Below are 15339 nucleotides of genomic sequence, written 5' to 3'. Positions count from 1 at the left end.
CCCCGGACCGGACGGTGGTCCAGGGAGCGAGGGCCACTCCCAGCCCCTCGCCCACGGTCTCGCAGCGCAGGACCGGGCGAGCAGTGCCTGCCCTGTGCCGCGAACGGTCGACAGCGTCGAGCGCCCTCGCATCACCAGCCGCGTTCGACCGGAAGGACCTACCGATGCATGCCCTCATCGCAGCCCCGTTCGGGGCGACGAGCGTCATCCTGCGTCCAGGAAGCCCTAAGGCGATCAAGGTGGGGGCTGCACGATTCACGGAGATCCGTACCGCCGTGGCTGAGAACGGGATGGTGCCTGGCTGGCTTGCCGATGCTGCCAACACACAGTGGGGCCTCGCTCTCCACGGGCACGCCGCAAACGGCAGCATCCTGGTCCGGTCTCCCGGGCCATACCGCATCAGCCGGGCCACCTACGAGGTCAACCTGGGCTGCGACTACGACTGCGTGATGTGTTATCTCGGCGAGAAGCGCTTCGAGGGCTTGGACATGGCCGGCAAGCGGCGGCTGCTCGAGGTCATGGCCGAAGCCGGGGTGATCTGGCTGCAGATAACAGGCGGGGAACCGCTGATCGACCCCGACTTCCCCGAGGCGTACCGGTACGCACACGAGCTGGGGATGCAGCTGGAGGTGCTCTCAAACGGATCCCGGCTGCACAAGAACCACATCCTGGAGCTGCTCGTCGAGCTGCCGCCGTCCAAGTTGTCGCTGAGCGTGTACGGCGCAACGGCCAGCACGTACGACGCGGTGACCCGCAATCGGGGCGCGTTCGGCCGCTTTGCTACAGGCTTGGAAAGGGCCGTCAGCGCCGGGCTGAACATCGACCTGAGCCTGATCATCACACGGGAGAACGCGCACGAGGCCCCCGCCATGCGAGCGTGGGCGCAGGAGCTTGGGGTGGCGTCTCGTGAGTACGCGAACATCTCCCCCACGATCCACGGGACAGCCGAGCCACTGCCTTCGCAGTCCCCCGAATACCTCACCCAGCGGGCGCCGTTCCGCGGGTGCCCCGCCGGTCACACGTTCTTCCACGCCGACCCCTTCGGGCGGGCCTCGATCTGCAAGGTGGGCCGCGAACCGAACATCGATCTGGTCGCGGAAGGTGTGGAAGGTCTGGCCCGGCTCGGCGACATCGCCGATTCCCTCATGCTTCGCACCGGAGGATGCAGCGGCTGCAAGCTGTCCGGCACGTGCCGGGTGTGCAGGCCGATGGCCAAGATCCTTCAGGAGGCGAAGGCACCACTGAACACCTACTGCCAACACGGAATGAGGTAGTCATGGCCGTCACGATCGAACTCACCCGCAGGCCGGAGACCAGCGTCGAGGACCCGGACGGCGTCGCCCTGGTCGCCGACGTCGAGGAACTGACCGCGGGCACCCTGCCCGGCTGCGGCGAGGACAACCCGTACAACTAATCCACGTCCCCGGGGTGGGGACTCGCGCGGGTCCCCACCCCTCCCGCGGTACCGCACGATGACCTTCTTCTCCTGGAGCTCACCCTTGGCAACGCACCGCCAGGCCGAACTGCCCACCGACGTGCTGAAGATGATCGAAAGCGTCACCGGGCCTGTGCATGACGTCGACATGGTGTCGGCCGGCTACAACAGTGAGATCGCCGCTCGCCTGCACCTCGCCAGGGGCACGGTCTTCGTCAAAGGCCTGCGCCAGGACCATCCGCGTGTATGGACGCAGCAACGCGAAGCGGCCATCAACCGCCACACGCGCGGTCTCGCACCTGCGCTGCTGTGGCAGATCAAACAGGGAGGGTGGGACCTGCTGGGCTTCGAAGACCTCGGCGGCCGCCACGCCGACTACTCTCCCGGCTCCCCCGACCTCGAACTCGTCCTTCAGGCCATGTGGAACCTCGCCGCCGCCACACCGCCGGCCACCGTCGAGTTGAAAACCATGCCGAAGCGCATGAACACATACGTCACGGACCCAGCGCAGCTGCGGCTCTTCGAGGGCCACGCCTTGCTGCACACCGACTGGAAACCTGACAACGTCCTCATCACCAACGGGCAGGCCCGGCTCGTCGACTGGGCATGGGCCTCCAGCGGAGCAGCGTGGATCGACTCCGCACTGTGGGTGATCTGGCTTATCGCCTCCGGTCACAGCGCGCAGGAAGCCGAGAGCCTGGCCGCGCTGCATCCTGCCTGGGACAAAACACCAGCGCCTCACATCGACGCCTTCGCGTACGCCCAGCAACGGCTCTGGAAGTCGATCGCAGACGCCGACCAGCCCGATGAGTGGACGCACCAACTGCACGCAGCGGCACACGCATGGGCAGAGCACCGAAGTTGACGGCTGCCCACCCGTACCACTGTGCGCTCGAACTCTGTCCGGCTCGAGGGCGAGCCTGCGCAGTGGTCGGACCTCGCCGACCCACGCTACTGGCATCAGCCTGAGCGCCGGGCGCCGCCCGGTAGCGTCTCGACCGACCACTTGAGCAGGGAGAACCACGTTGCATGCCATGTCCTTGACCGCGATCGCCGACATCGTCGGCGGCCGTCTCACCGACGTCCTCGACCCCGAGGCACAGGTCACCCAGCCTGCCGTCTTCGACTCCCGCGAGGCCGTCGAGGGAACGCTGTTCATCGCCCTTAAGGGCCAGCACACCGACGGTCACACCTACGCCCAGGCGGCCGTCGACAAGGGCGCTGCGGCAGCCCTGGTCACCCGGCCGGTCGGTGTCCCCGCGATCGTGGTCGATGACGTCCTCGCCGCCTTCGGCCAGCTCGGGCGCACGCTCCTGCACAGCGTGTTCGGCGGGGCGCACGTCGTGGCCATCACCGGCTCGGCCGGCAAGACGAGCACGAAGGACTTCATCGCCCAGGTGCTGCCCGGCCCGGTGGTGGCAACGCCTGAGTCCTTCAACAACGAGATCGGTCTCCCGCTGACCATCACCCTGGCCGACCCCGCCACCCGCTTCCTGGTCCTGGAGATGGGCGCCCGCCACATCGGAGACATCCGGGCCCTCACCCGGATCGCCCAGCCGGACATCAGCGTCGTCACCAACGTGGGTACCGCGCACGTCGGCGAGTTCGGCAGCCGCGAGAACATCGCCACCGCCAAGGGCGAGATCGTCGAAGCCCTCCCCCAGGGCGGGCTCGCCGTCCTCAACGCCGACGACGACTTCGTCCAGGAGATGCAGAACCGCACCCAGGGCCGTGTCGTCACCTACGGTCTCAGCGAAGCCGCCGTCATCCGCGCCGTCGACGTCACGGTCGACGACCGGGGCCGCGCCTCCTACGTCCTGGTCACCCCCGAAGGCTACGCCGACGTCCGGCTTCAGTTCGTCGGCGACGTGCAGGTCCACAACAGCCTGGCCGCGATCGCTCATGGCGCCACCGTAAGTCGGGATGCGCCCAACGATCCAGCGCCTTCCCTGAACGGGATACGGGAGGAATCGGGCAAGCGCGGCTGCTCCCCGCGTCGGCGGGGACGGCGTCGGGCAGCCGAGCGACGCCCAGCGTGCCGCCGGACTGCGCGCGGTGCGCCACGGCTTCTCCGTATCCGCGGGATCCATCCGTGCCCGCCTCACGTCCTTGTTGTTCAGGAACGGGACGGGAGGCAGTCATGCGGGACAGCGGTACGGCACGGCAGGTAAGACTGCGGCTGGCCAGGCAACGCACGGGACCGAATCGCGTCCGCGCCAGGGAACGAACCCCACGTTCCGAGGTGCAGGAACCTGCCCCGTCGCCGCCTTGGTGGCGCCGTATCCATTGGACTCACGTCGGGGCGGTCCTGGGAGCACTGGTAGCTCTCGTCGGTTTGATTTTCACGGGCGCGGCGACCTATTACCAGGCCGCGGTGACGAACGACCAGCTCGACCAGTCACGCGAAGACGAGCAATACGCGAAGCGCAGTCAGGCCATGAGAGTGTTCTATTGGGTAGAGGAACCAGCCGACGGTCACCTCCGCCTTCACCTCGTCAACAGCTCACCGGACCCGGTGAGTGACGCCGACGTCTACTTCGGCGCACCTGTCGGCTCGATGACCGCTGTCTACAGCGATCTGTACGTGAGCTACGAGCAACGCATCCCCTACCTGCCGCCCTGTTCCGACACGATCCTCGACTCGCGTCACTGGCTCTACATGGACGAGGGGCAGTACGACAAGGTGTACGCCGGGACTCATCTTCTCCCGGGCTGGGAAAAATCCCTGAAACCGCTGCCAACTCCCGATGCAGTGTGGGTGGATGGCCTGACGTTCTACGACCGCGACGGCGCGTGGTGGCAACGAACCAGTACAGCACTTGAACAGGTCGAGGTAGCCGGACCTCGTACGGAAGGTCAGGCGGACCATTACGGATGGGGCTACGTTCGGGGTACACCCGAGCTGAAGGCCACGGCATCGTGCAGCGGCGACCAGGCCGGTTGAAGTTTCCTTCGTAGCAGTAGGCTCACACGGTCGCTTCGGCAGCAAGGCCGGCCGGGCTGCCCAGGAGAGGGAAGGCGCCCCGTACACGGCGAAGTACCCGTACACGGCGAAGCAGTAGTCCTTCAGCGCGCCGAAGCCGTCCGACCCCTGGCCGCCGAGCCGGTTCAGCTCGTCGTCGGCCTTCTGGATGTCGGCGTCCTCCTCGGCCCGCCGGAGCTCAGTGCGTCGAGCACCGCGACGGCGGCCTATCCGCCCTCACCACCGCCCAGCGGCACGCCCGATGCCCTCGTGGGGCACGGTGGTCGCGTTGACGATTCCGCTGAGCGGGACAGATGTCGGCTGCGGTACGCGAAACTCCCGGCCGCCTGTGATGGCGAAGGTGCTGGTCAGAGCGTCGACTGACCGCGGGGTACGGGACCTGTCGGCGTCCCGGTCCGTTTTTCTGCTCAGCTCATTGATTGTACCGACCGTTGGGTCTATCTTTCCGGCAGCCGCACCGAAGCTCCAGACGGGCATCACACCTGCCCGTGCTCGTGACCCCAGGCACCGCGCCCTCGTCCCGTAACTCCGGCCCATCAGCCATTCGGTGAGGTGGGACGGAGTGATGTCGCCGCCTTGCCGCACGTCCCCATGCCTGCCCCGACCAGAGCCGCTCTCCGGCTCTCCGCTCATCCCCGGAAGGCCTCTATGTCCGAGACCCGAACCGCTCCTGCGCAGGACGCCGAGAGATCCCGCTCCACTACGCGCAACGCACTCATCGTCTTCGCACTGCTGTGGGCAGTCCAACTGGTGACGCTCGTCGCCGCGTTGTCCGGCATCGCGCAGGCCGACGTCGCGATCCACTTCCGCACCACCGAGATCGCATGGTTCACCCTGATGACCCTGCTGACCGGGACCTTCTTCCTGCCTTTCGTGGTCAAGGCAGCGGCCCTGTTCGGCAAGAAGCGCGTCCTGCTCGTCGCCACCGGACTCGGCCTCGTCGGCGACCTGGTCGCCGCCCTCGCCACCGACTACCGCACCCTGCTGATCGGGCGCGGCATCGCGGGCATCTACGCGGCCACCATGCCGCTCGCCTACGCGATCACCCGTGACGTGTTCCCGCGCCGCTGGGTGGGGCTCGCCACCGGCATCATGGCGGGCGGCGTGGGCCTCGTCGCCTTCGGCGCGCCGTTCCTGTCCGGCTGGCTCCTGGACGACTACGGCTTCCGCGGCGTGCTGTGGTTCATGGCCATCAGCACCGCCGTCGGTTTCGTGCTGGTCACCGTTCTCGTCCCCGAGAGTCCGGTCCGCGAGCGGGGCGGCCGCATGGACTGGCTCGGCGGGATCCTCCTCGGCGGCGGAGTCACCATGCTCGTCTACGCCGTCGGGCGGGGGTCGCACTGGGGCTGGAGCAGCGGCCGGTTCTTCTCCTACGTGGCCGGAGCGCTGGTCACGCTGATCGCCTTCGTACTCGTCGAACGCCGGGTCGCCGAACCGCTGTTCCCCGTGTCCATGACGCGGCGCCGGTCGGTGTGGAGCGTGCTGCTGGCCACGTCCATCGCGGCCGGCTCGCTCAGCGCCGTCGGCGTGGTGGTACAGCTGCTGGTGCTGATGCCGCAGATCCCCACCATCTCGGAGGGCTTGGGCTGGTCCGGCAAGCACAACGCCGTGGTGACCAGCCCGATCAGCGCGACGATCATCCTGGCCGCTGTCGGCACCGGCTACCTGGCCCGCCGCGTGGACGCGCGGATCCTGCTGGGCACCGGCTCCGCGCTCACCGTCCTCGGATACGGGATCGGCACACAACTGCATCACAGCGCCGCCGACATCATCGAGATGGGTCTGATCGCCGGGCTGGGAACGGGCATCGTCATGGCCATCGTCCCCATCATGATCATCGAGGTGGTCACCCCCGAGGAGCAGGCCCTGGCCAACGGTGCGCAGACCCTCGGGCAGGGCGTCGCACAGATCGTCGTCTCCCAACTCGCCTTCGTCGTCATGGCCCAGAACGGGGCGGTCCTGAAGGGCACGCAGTTCTACCTGGACGCCGGCTTCACGAACGGACTCTGGCTGGTCGTCGGCTGCTGCGCCCTGGGCACGCTGCTCGTCCTCCTGATCCCCAGAGCCAAGCGCCTCGACGAGGCCGAGGTCGGTCAGGCGGCCTGACCGGCGCGGCCGCGGTGGTCGCGGCGGGCGTCACGACGCGGGACCGGTTCCGATCGCTCCGTCCTTCTCGTCCGTGCGGACGAGAAGGACGGAGCGATCGGAACCGGTCCCGCGTTCCTCACCGCCGTCTCACGGCTCGCCCACTGAGAACTGTGCATCGTGAAGTTGCTGGTCACGGGTCTGGTGTGCGCGGGGTTCGGGATGCTCGTGCTGGTCGTGGGTGGATGACTTCGGTGAAGATCGTCGGTCACCGGGACACTTCGCGGTTCGTGAGGACGAGCAGGGCACTGCCCAGGGCGGTCGCCCAGGTCGGGTCGGTGCGGACTTTGCCGAGCACGCGCCAGTTTTTGAGGTGGGCAAAGCCGTGCTCCACCGGTGCCCGGACCGCTGCCAGTGCGGTGTTCGACAGCTTCTGTCCTCGTGTCAGGGGCCGGTTCCGGGCGGCCTTGTAACCGGTGATCACTGAGGGGCCGGTGTCGGGGCCGCTGTCGTCGAGGCCGACGAAGCCCAGGTCGGCGATCGCGCCGAGGCTGGCGGCCCGCAGGTGGGCGGTGAGCTGGTCGTGTCGGCAGGCGGTGATCTCCGAGGTCCGTCCGGGCCGGGCCGCCGAGACCCAGAGCAGCCGGCCGCGATCGTCGGTGAGCGCGATCACGAGCAGGCCATGGCATTTGCTCTTGCCGGAGTAGTTCTTCCGGTTCTCTTTGCCGGAGCGCCGCCGGGTGCGGATCAGCGTGCCGTCCGGCAGCACCACCCCGCCACCCTCGCGGGCGATCCTTTTGAGAACGCGGTCCAGGCGCGGGGCGCGGGCGGCCAGCAGGCCGACGACTTCCCTGACCCACCGGGTCACAGTGGTGCGGTGTATCCCGTTGCCACCGGCCAGATCACCCTGCCGCTGGTCACAGCGCAGTACGGCCAGCACGAGGGTGGCGATCCGTCCCGGAGGCAGGGCCCGCCACCGTGACCTGATCTTCTTCAGGTGGTCGCGGATCAGGCCGGCGAGCCAGTTCAGGGTGGCACTCGACAGCGGCAGGCGGGCAGTGTAGACAAGGCCGTCAGGGCCCTCGACGGGATGGTTGTCTTTCTTCACACCAAACTCAACTGCTGCCGGGGGCTCGCCAGTTACGCCCCGTCGGCGCCCGCCTCCCTACGCCTGGGAGCGTGCGGCGAACCTGCCGTCAGGACGCTTGTGCAGCCAGCCGCGGTCGGCGAGCTTGGTCATCTTCGCCCGCAACGGTTCCAGCTTCCCGCGCACCGTCACCTCAAGGCCCAGCTCCTCGCCGACGGCCCTGACCTGCACCGGGCCGTCGGCAGCCCGCACGATCGCCAGGATCTTGCGGTAGTCAGCGGGCAGCACGGCCTCATCGCCCGTCCCGCCGCGGTGCGGGATCAGCAAAACCGCCCGTCCCGCCACTCGAGCCGCCGTCGGGGCGACGGCCGCGGCGGCCTCCTGCACAGCCCGGTCCTGTTCGGCCGGCCGGTGCAGGACCCGCTCGGCGATCACCAACTCCTCCCGCTCGATCTGGACCTCCGCCAGCTGCTTGGCCAACTCCTCGGCGAGCGTGTCCAGTTCATTCCGGCGAGCCGTGATCCGCTCCAGCTCCAGCATCCCCACGCCCTCCCCGCGCTCTCCCGGCACCGGCCCGGTCAGGGATCGCAGGAGGGGCACGGCGGTCGGCGCAGCAGAACCCGACAACGGCCCTGGCGACAGGTCAGACGATCTTCACCACGGACACCGCCGACGACCAGAGCGAGTACCCCGCCCGCCCCGCACACCAGACCCGTGACCTGCGTACTTCATGCTGCACAGTCTCATTGGGAATGCGGCACTCTTCGCCCGGATGCCGAGCCGCGGCGTGCGTGGTGGTACGTCTTCGATCAGCGGTCGATGGCGGCCATGTTGTCCGCGTCGTAGCGCTCGCCGGAGGCCGGGGGCAGGTCGTTCAGGCGGGCGACGCGTTCGCGGAGTCGGCGATCGGTGTGAACTGGTGCTTCAGGAACGCGCCCGACCAGGCCATCAGGTCCGACGGCACGTAGTAGCCCTTCTCGTCGTTGATGGCGTCCCAGTTCCCCGCCACGTCCTCGATGGTGACCGGGTCGCCCTGGTGGACGTACCCCTCGGTCGAGGCGATGAAGAGGCGCGCGAAGCGGCCGGCGCCGGCCGTGTAGATCTCCCCGTTGACCGGGCAGCTCTCGTGGGCGAGATACGCCACCATCGGCGCCACCGCGTCGGAGGGCATGTACGGCTGGCCGGGGAGCGCCTGCGTGGGCTCCTCCTCGGGACCGCCGCCCATCCGGGTCATGGCCGCCGGCGCGATCAGGTTGACCTTGATCCCGTGGGGTTCGCCGGCCAGTTTCGCGCTCCGGGCCAGCCCGACCGTGCCCGCCTTGGCCGCCGCGTACGACAGGTTGTTGTCGAGGCCGAACAGGCCGCTGGAGGTGGTCAGCACGACCCGGCCGTACTGCTGCTCGACGAAGTGCGGCCAGGCGGCGCGCAGCGTGTTGAAGGAGCCGACGAGATGCACGGCGAGGTGGCGGTCCAGGTTCTCCGCGTCGACCTCGGGCAGACCGGCCCACCGGATGATCCCCGCGTTGTTGACGAGGACGTCGATGCGGCCGAAGTGCTCGATCGCGGAGTCGATGATGGCCTGTCCGCCGGCCGGCGTGGAGACGTCGTTGGTGTCGGCGACGGCTTCGCCGCCCGCCGCGACGATCTCATCGACGACCTTCTGCGCGGGACCGGCGTTCGAGCCGTCGCCCTCCATCGATCCGCCCAGGTCGTTGACGACCACCTTCGCCCCACGCTCCGCCAGAAGGCGGGCGTGGGCCCGGCCGATGCCCCGGCCCGCGCCGGTGACGACCGCGACGCGTCCTTGGAAGCTGAACTCGCTCATGCCCTACTCCTGTTGTACTGCGGTTGCGGATGCGATGACCGGTCCCGCCCGTTCGGGGTGGGACCGGCTTGGTCGTGCCGGCGACCGGGGCGGCCGCCGATGTCGAGCTACCAGGTCACCGGCAGCTCTTTGATGCCGTAGGCGAGCGCGTCGGCCGGGCGGAACGCGAGTTCGTCGCGGTCGACCGCGAGACGCAGGGTGGGGACGCGCCGGTAGAGCGTGCCGTAGACGACCTGGAGCTCGATACGGGCGAGTTGCTGGCCCAGGCACTGGTGGATGCCCCAGCCGAAGGCGTGGTGGTGGTTCGCCTTACGGGTGAGGTCGAGTTTCTCCGGCTCGGGGAACGCCTCGGGGTCCCAGTTGCCGGCGGGCAGCGGGACGACGATGCCGTCGCCGGCCTTGATCTGCACGCCCTCGAACTCGAAGTCCTCGGCGGCTATTCGCCGCTGCCCGAACGTGGCGACGGTCAGATGGCGCAGGATCTCGTCGACCGCGTTCGCGGCGTCCCGGGTGTCCTCGATCTCGCGCAGCCGTGCCAGCTGGTCGGGGTTCTCCAGCAGCAGGGCGGTGCCCAGGGTGATCATGGTCGCACTGGTCTCGTGACCGGCGATCAGCAGGATCATGGAGAGCAGGGTGGCCTCGGGAAGGGTGAGGTCACCGTCCTTGACGCGCGCGGCGAAGTCCGAGAGAACGTCGTCGGCCGGCTCCTCCATCTTCTTCTGGAGCAGTGCGGCCAGGTAACCGCCCAGCGCCTCGCCCGCGCGCCGGTCGTCGTCCGCCGACTTGTCGCTCCTGGTGGCGAAGGAGGCGTGCTCCTGGAAAAAGTCGTGGTCCTCGTACGGCACGCCGAGCAGGGCGCAGATCATCAGCGAGGGCAGCGGCAGCGACAGCGCCGTCACCAGGTCCACCGGCTTCGGGCCTGCCAGCATCTTGTCGATGAGCTCATCGGTGAACCTCTGGATGTCCGGCCGCAGAGCCTCCATCCTCGGGCGCGTGAACGGGCGGGTCATCATGCGGCGGATCCGCGTGTGGTCGGCGCCGTCGGCGTTGAAGATCGTGAGCGGGTGCTCATGGGCGGTCTCCGCCATGGCCTGGTTGGGGTACGGGAACCCCGGCCGCTTGTCGTCCGAGCTGACCCGGGGGTCGGACAGGATGGCGCGCTGCGCGGCGTGGCCCGTGACGAGCCAGGGGGTGCTGCCGTCCCAAATCCGGGCACGGGAGACGGGGGCCTGTTCGTTCAGTGCGCGCAGTCCGGGGGGCGGGGCGAAGGGGCACTTGGCGTCCCGGTCGTCCTGGTAGAAGTAGGTCGGCTCGTCGGGGGCGTGCCGGACGTCTGCCTCGGCCATGGGTGTTCCTCCGGTGGTGGGATGGGGGGAAGGGGTGGGGGGAAAGGGTCGGGCTCGGGGGCTATTCCTCGATGCGAATGGCCAGGGCCGGGCACACCGCGGCGGCGTTACGGACGTCGTCGGCCAGTTCGGCCGGCGGGTTCTCGTCCAGCAGGACGACGATGCCGTCGTCCTCGCGCTGGTCGAACACGTCCATGGAGGCGGCCACGCACTGTCCGGCGGCGACGCACTTCTCCTCGTCGACGACAACCTTCATGGGAATCTCTCCTGATCGTTCAGTGGGTCGGGGCGGGGGCGGCGAGATCGTCGACGATCTCCTGACGGCGCATGCGGGCCTGCTTGGGCATGTTCCAGCCGAGGACGCCGGTGACGCGGCCTCCGCTGCGGTACCGGGCGACGAAGCGACGCGCCGTCAGGTCGCCCTCGACGACGTCCACTTCGGCGTCGGCGGGCAGGAAGCCGTGCACCTGGAGCTTGGCGTCGTACTGGTCGGTCCAGAAATACGGAACCGGCGTGTACGGCCGGTCCTCGCCGAGAATCGCGCCGGCGACGGCCATGGCCTGTTCGGTGGCGTTGGTCCGGTTCTCGAGGCGGATCAGCCGGCCGAGGCCCTCGTGGTGCCAGCGGGCCACGTCACCGACGGCGTAGATCCCCTCCTCCGCACGGCAGCGGGAGTCGCACACCACACCGTTGTCGAGCTCCAGGCCGCTGTCGGTGAGCCATTCCGTCGCCGGGGAGGCGCCGATCGCCACGACCACCACGTCGGCCGGCAGCACCTCGTCGGTGGCGAGCCGGACGCCGGTGACGCGACCTCCGTCGGCGGTGAGGCCGACGACGCCGGTGCCGAGCCGGAGCGTGACTCCGCGCTCGGTGTGCAGGTCGGCCAGCACACCGGAGACCAGCGGGCCCACCTGCATCGCCATCGGCGCCGTCAGCGGTCCGGTGAGCGTGACGTCCAGGCCCAGGGTCCGTGCGGTGGCCGCGATCTCGGAGCCGAGGACGCCCTCGCCGACGACCACGAGCCGGGTGCCGGCCAGCAGGTCGGCGCGCAGGGCCAGCGCGTCGTCGAGAGTGCGCAGCACGTGGACGCCGGCCAGGTTCTCCTGACCCGGCAGGCGCCGGGCTCGTACCCCGGTGGCGACGACGACCGCGTCCGCCCGCAGCGCCCGCCCGGAGGCGGTACGGACGGTCCGCGACGCCGGATCCAGTCCGACCGCCGGATCGCCCAGGACGAACTCGGCGTCGAGCGCCGACAGCGCGTCCCGCGGACGCAGCGTGGCCCGCTCCGGCTCCCATGCGCCGGAAAGCACCTGCTTGGACAGCGGTGGCCGGTCGTACGGTGCGTGCGGCTCGTCGCCGAGCACCGTGATCGGGCCCGCGTAGCCCTTGCGGCGCAGTGCCTCCACGGTGGTCAGTCCGGACGCGGAGGCGCCCACTACCAGGACGCGGGCCGGTGCCCTGACGTCGTCCTCGATGCTCATTCGCGGCTCCATTACAGGCGTTGGTGCGGTGTTCGATGCGAGACGGACGGACTGATCAGACGAGGTAGCGCCCGCCGTTGACGCTGAACGTCTGGCCGGTCACATAGCCCGCCTCCTCCGACGCGAGGTAGGCCACCGCGTACGCCACGTCCTCGGGCGTCCCGGCGCGCTTCATCGGCATCGTGGCCGCGGCCGCCTCCACGTCGATGGGACCCTGACGCACCAGGGGCGTGTCGATGAACCCCGGCGGGACGTGGTTGACGGTGATCCCCTTCTCGATGTACTCGACCGCCAGCGCCCTGGTGAGGCCGATGACACCGCCCTTGGACGCCGCGTAGTGGGCCATGGCGGGCGCCCCGGTCTGGGCGGAGGACGAGGAGATGTTGATGATGCGGCCCCAGCCCGCCTCGAGCATGTCGGGCACCAGCTGCTGGGTGACCAGGAACGGCCCCTTGAGGTTGATGCCGACCATGCGGTCCCAGGACGACTCGCTGATGCTCGTGAACGGCTCGTAGGCGGTGATGCCCGCGTTGTTGACGAGGATCGTGACCGGGCCGAGCTCATCGCGGGTGCGTGCCGCGGAGCGGGCCACGGCCGAGGCGTCGGCGGCGTCACCGCCCACCGCGACGGCCGTGCCGCCCGCCTCCTGGATCTCCGCGGCGGTCTTCTCGGCGCCCTCGGCGTTCAGGTCCCAGACCGCCACGGCGGCCCCCTTGGCCGCGAGCACGGTCGCGATGCCGCGCCCGATCCCCCGCGCGCCGCCGGTGACGACCGCGACCTTTCCCTGCAGTGACATGTGTGCTCCTCGTGTGCTTGGTGCGGGACCTGGACGACTGACGTCCCGGCCGGGGGCCGTCAGCCCTCCAGTGCCTCGCGGGCGGCGGTGCGGGCGGCGACCGCCCGCGGGAAACCGGTGTAACCGCTGGAGTGGTAGATGACCTCGGCGATCTCCTCCGGGGTCAGTCCGTTCGTCCGCGCGATGCGGACGTGGGTCTTGAGCTCGGTCTCCGCCCCGAGGGCGATGAGAATGCCGAGCGTGACCAGGCTGCGGTCACGTGGGGCGAGGCCCTCGCGGCCCCACAGCGCTCCCCAGACGCTGGTGAGACCGATGTCGACGAGGTCTTCTCCGAGGCGGCCGTCCCGCAGGTCCACGTCGTCCTCGGGGAACACGCCCGGCAGAGCGGCCCGCATGGCCTTCCAGCCCGCGGCCCTCAGATCGGTGGCTTCTTCGACGCTCTTGTCACTCATGACTGACTCCCGTTGCGCGGCTTCGCGTCCTGAGCGAAAGTTAGACCAGACGGTCGGTACAATCAATCTCCGTGGCGAGATTCGCATCCATTGAACGAATCCAACCCCTCCTCTAGTCTCGCCTCAATATTCGATCGACCGGTCGACATATGAATCAGGCTCACGCGGGAGAGCACATGAGCGAAACGACGAAGACGGGCCCGTCGGACCAGGGCCTCGTCGACGTACTGGTCATCGGCGCCGGAGTCACCGGCATCTACCAACTGCACCGAGCCCGGGAGTCCGGATTCTCGGTGAAGCTGCTCGAGGCGGGCAGCGGCGTGGGCGGCACCTGGTACTGGAACCGCTACCCGCAAGCGCGCTTCGACTCCGAGAGCTACACCTACGGCTACCTGTTCTCGAAGGAGCTGTGGGAGGAGTGGGAGTGGTCGGAGCACTTCGCCGGCCAGCCGGAGATCGAGCGCTACTTCAACTACGTGGTCGACCGGTTCGACCTGCGACGCCACATCTCGTTCGGCGCGAAGGTGACCTCGGCCGTCTGGGACGAGACGGCCGGCACCTGGACGGTGCGCACCAAGGACGGGTCCCTGCACCGGGCACGCCATGTGGTCGCCGCGACCGGAATCCTCTCCGTGCCGTTCGTGCCCGCCATCCCGGGCCGCGAGGACTTCCGCGGTGAGCAGCACCACACCGGCCGCTGGCCCAAGACGCCCGTGGACTTCACCGGCAAGCGCGTGGCCCAGATCGGCACCGGATCCAGTGGCGTCCAGATCGTGCCCGCGATCGCCGACGAGGTCGCCAAGCTGACGGTGTACCAGAAGGTGGCCGACTGGCTCACCCCGCTGAACAACCGGCCGATCACGCCCGAGGAGCAGGCCAGCCTCAAGAGCGACTTCGAGACCGTCAGGGACACCCTCAACGCCTCGCCCAGCGGCTTCCTCCACCAGATCACCATGCGCTCGGGCCTCGAGGACACCCCGGAGCAGCGCCAGGAGTTCTACGAGACGAGGTGGAACGGCCCCGGCTTCACCAAGCTGTCCGAGCACTACTACGACATGACCACGAACGCCACGGTCAACGAGGAGTGGTGCGAGTTCATCCGCACCAAGATCCGCTCCATCGTCAAGGATCCCGCGACGGCCGAGAAGCTGATCCCCAAGGGACACGGCTACGGCGGCCGCCGGCCTCCCTTCGGCACCGGCTACTACGAGGCGTACAACAAGCCGAACGTCGAACTCGTCGACATCAACGAGACGCCGATCGTCCGCATCACCGAGACCGGGATCGAGACCGCCGAGGGCCACCAGGAGTTCGACCTCATCATCTGGGCGACCGGCTACGACTTCGGCACCGGCGCCCTCAACCGCCTCGGCGTGCGCGGCCGTGGAGGCCTCCCGCTGGAGGAGTACTGGGCGGACGGCCCGTCCACGTATCTCGGGGTCACGACCGCCGGCTTCCCCAACTTCTACTTCCCCGGCGGACCGCACGGGGCGCTGGGCAACAACCCGCGCTACTCCGGCGACCAGGTGGAGTACGTCATGGACCTGCTCGTCCACGCGCGGGACTACGGCCATGACGTCGTCGAGGTGACGGCCGCCGCCGAGGAGGAGTGGACGGACCTCGTCAACGACAGCGCGGGGCAGTCGTCCTTCCTCAAGAGCAGCTACTTCTACGGCGCCAACATCCCCGGCAAGCCGGTCAAGCAGTTGCTGAACCCGACCGGACGCTGGAAGCTCCAGGAGCTGATCCGCGAGTCCGTCCAGAACGACTTCTCCGCCTTCGCCTTCTCCAAGGCCCAGGACGCGGCAGAGGAGGAGGCCACGGCCTGAGCGCGCGGAACGCCCGTACC

The 15339-nt window shown here is 69.0% G+C and carries 15 protein-coding genes; 7 read left to right on the top strand and 8 right to left on the bottom strand.

The features are described 5' to 3' along the window. Positions 1-164: 164 nt before the first annotated feature. The 6 genes from OHU34_RS45965 to OHU34_RS45940 all read left to right on the top strand — a co-directional run bounded on the left by OHU34_RS45965 (position 165) and on the right by OHU34_RS45940 (position 6524). On the top strand, positions 165-1274 hold the full coding sequence (locus OHU34_RS45965; RefSeq protein WP_142270242.1) for a radical SAM protein: 1110 nt from the start codon (positions 165-167) through the stop codon (positions 1272-1274). A gap of 2 nt (positions 1275-1276) precedes the next feature. Next, positions 1277-1414 (top strand): hypothetical protein, encoded by a 138-nt coding sequence (locus OHU34_RS45960; RefSeq protein WP_200840106.1) that lies wholly within the window; start codon positions 1277-1279, stop codon positions 1412-1414. Between the two features lie 58 nt (positions 1415-1472). After that, the gene (locus tag OHU34_RS45955) at positions 1473-2300 is read left to right on the top strand and encodes an aminoglycoside phosphotransferase (RefSeq protein WP_235034782.1); all 828 of its coding nucleotides are present in this window, start codon (positions 1473-1475) and stop codon (positions 2298-2300) included. A gap of 169 nt (positions 2301-2469) precedes the next feature. Further along, positions 2470-3606, top strand: coding sequence for a UDP-N-acetylmuramoyl-tripeptide--D-alanyl-D-alanine ligase (gene murF, locus OHU34_RS45950; RefSeq protein ID WP_142270241.1), 1137 nt, complete (start codon positions 2470-2472; stop codon positions 3604-3606). Between the two features lie 203 nt (positions 3607-3809). Next, complete coding sequence (locus OHU34_RS45945; RefSeq protein ID WP_142270240.1) at positions 3810-4379, top strand: hypothetical protein; 570 nt, start codon at positions 3810-3812, stop codon at positions 4377-4379. A 687-nt stretch (positions 4380-5066) separates the two neighbouring features. Next, positions 5067-6524 carry an MFS transporter gene (locus OHU34_RS45940; protein WP_142270239.1) on the top strand — a complete coding sequence of 486 codons (1458 nt, stop codon included), beginning with the start codon at positions 5067-5069 and terminating at the stop codon, positions 6522-6524. A gap of 247 nt (positions 6525-6771) precedes the next feature. On the opposite strand, the gene OHU34_RS45935 is transcribed toward OHU34_RS45940, so the two are convergent. The 8 genes from OHU34_RS45935 to OHU34_RS45900 all read right to left on the bottom strand — a co-directional run bounded on the left by OHU34_RS45935 (position 6772) and on the right by OHU34_RS45900 (position 13490). Beyond that, positions 6772-7611 (bottom strand): transposase family protein, encoded by an 840-nt coding sequence (locus tag OHU34_RS45935; RefSeq protein WP_142270238.1) that lies wholly within the window; start codon positions 7609-7611, stop codon positions 6772-6774. Positions 7612-7668: 57 nt separating this feature from the next. Further along, positions 7669-8190 (bottom strand): hypothetical protein, encoded by a 522-nt coding sequence (locus OHU34_RS45930; RefSeq protein WP_405772783.1) that lies wholly within the window; start codon positions 8188-8190, stop codon positions 7669-7671. Between the two features lie 274 nt (positions 8191-8464). Then, on the bottom strand, positions 8465-9415 hold the full coding sequence (locus OHU34_RS45925) for an SDR family NAD(P)-dependent oxidoreductase (protein ID WP_331733833.1): 951 nt from the start codon (positions 9413-9415) through the stop codon (positions 8465-8467). Between the two features lie 107 nt (positions 9416-9522). Further along, the gene (locus OHU34_RS45920) at positions 9523-10761 is read right to left on the bottom strand and encodes a cytochrome P450 (RefSeq protein WP_142270236.1); all 1239 of its coding nucleotides are present in this window, start codon (positions 10759-10761) and stop codon (positions 9523-9525) included. 61 nt (positions 10762-10822) lie between these two features. Beyond that, positions 10823-11017: a ferredoxin gene (locus OHU34_RS45915; protein ID WP_142270235.1), complete on the bottom strand. Its 195-nt coding sequence runs from the start codon at positions 11015-11017 to the stop codon at positions 10823-10825. 19 nt (positions 11018-11036) lie between these two features. Further along, entirely contained in the window at positions 11037-12242 is a 1206-nt protein-coding gene (locus OHU34_RS45910) for an NAD(P)/FAD-dependent oxidoreductase (RefSeq protein ID WP_142270234.1), read from the bottom strand. A gap of 55 nt (positions 12243-12297) precedes the next feature. Beyond that, entirely contained in the window at positions 12298-13038 is a 741-nt protein-coding gene (locus OHU34_RS45905; RefSeq protein ID WP_142270233.1) for an SDR family NAD(P)-dependent oxidoreductase, read from the bottom strand. Positions 13039-13097: 59 nt separating this feature from the next. Then, the gene (locus tag OHU34_RS45900; protein ID WP_142270232.1) at positions 13098-13490 is read right to left on the bottom strand and encodes a carboxymuconolactone decarboxylase family protein; all 393 of its coding nucleotides are present in this window, start codon (positions 13488-13490) and stop codon (positions 13098-13100) included. Between the two features lie 176 nt (positions 13491-13666). Here OHU34_RS45900 and OHU34_RS45895 point away from each other — a divergent pair, with 176 nt between their 5' ends. After that, positions 13667-15319: an NAD(P)/FAD-dependent oxidoreductase gene (locus OHU34_RS45895; RefSeq protein WP_331733829.1), complete on the top strand. Its 1653-nt coding sequence runs from the start codon at positions 13667-13669 to the stop codon at positions 15317-15319. Positions 15320-15339: the final 20 nt, after the last annotated feature.

Source organism: Streptomyces sp. NBC_00080 (assembly GCF_045041255.1).
Taxonomy (GTDB): domain Bacteria; phylum Actinomycetota; class Actinomycetes; order Streptomycetales; family Streptomycetaceae; genus Streptomyces; species Streptomyces coriariae.
Note: the sequence above shows the minus strand (reverse complement) of the source record. Positions and strands in the feature narration are given on the sequence as shown.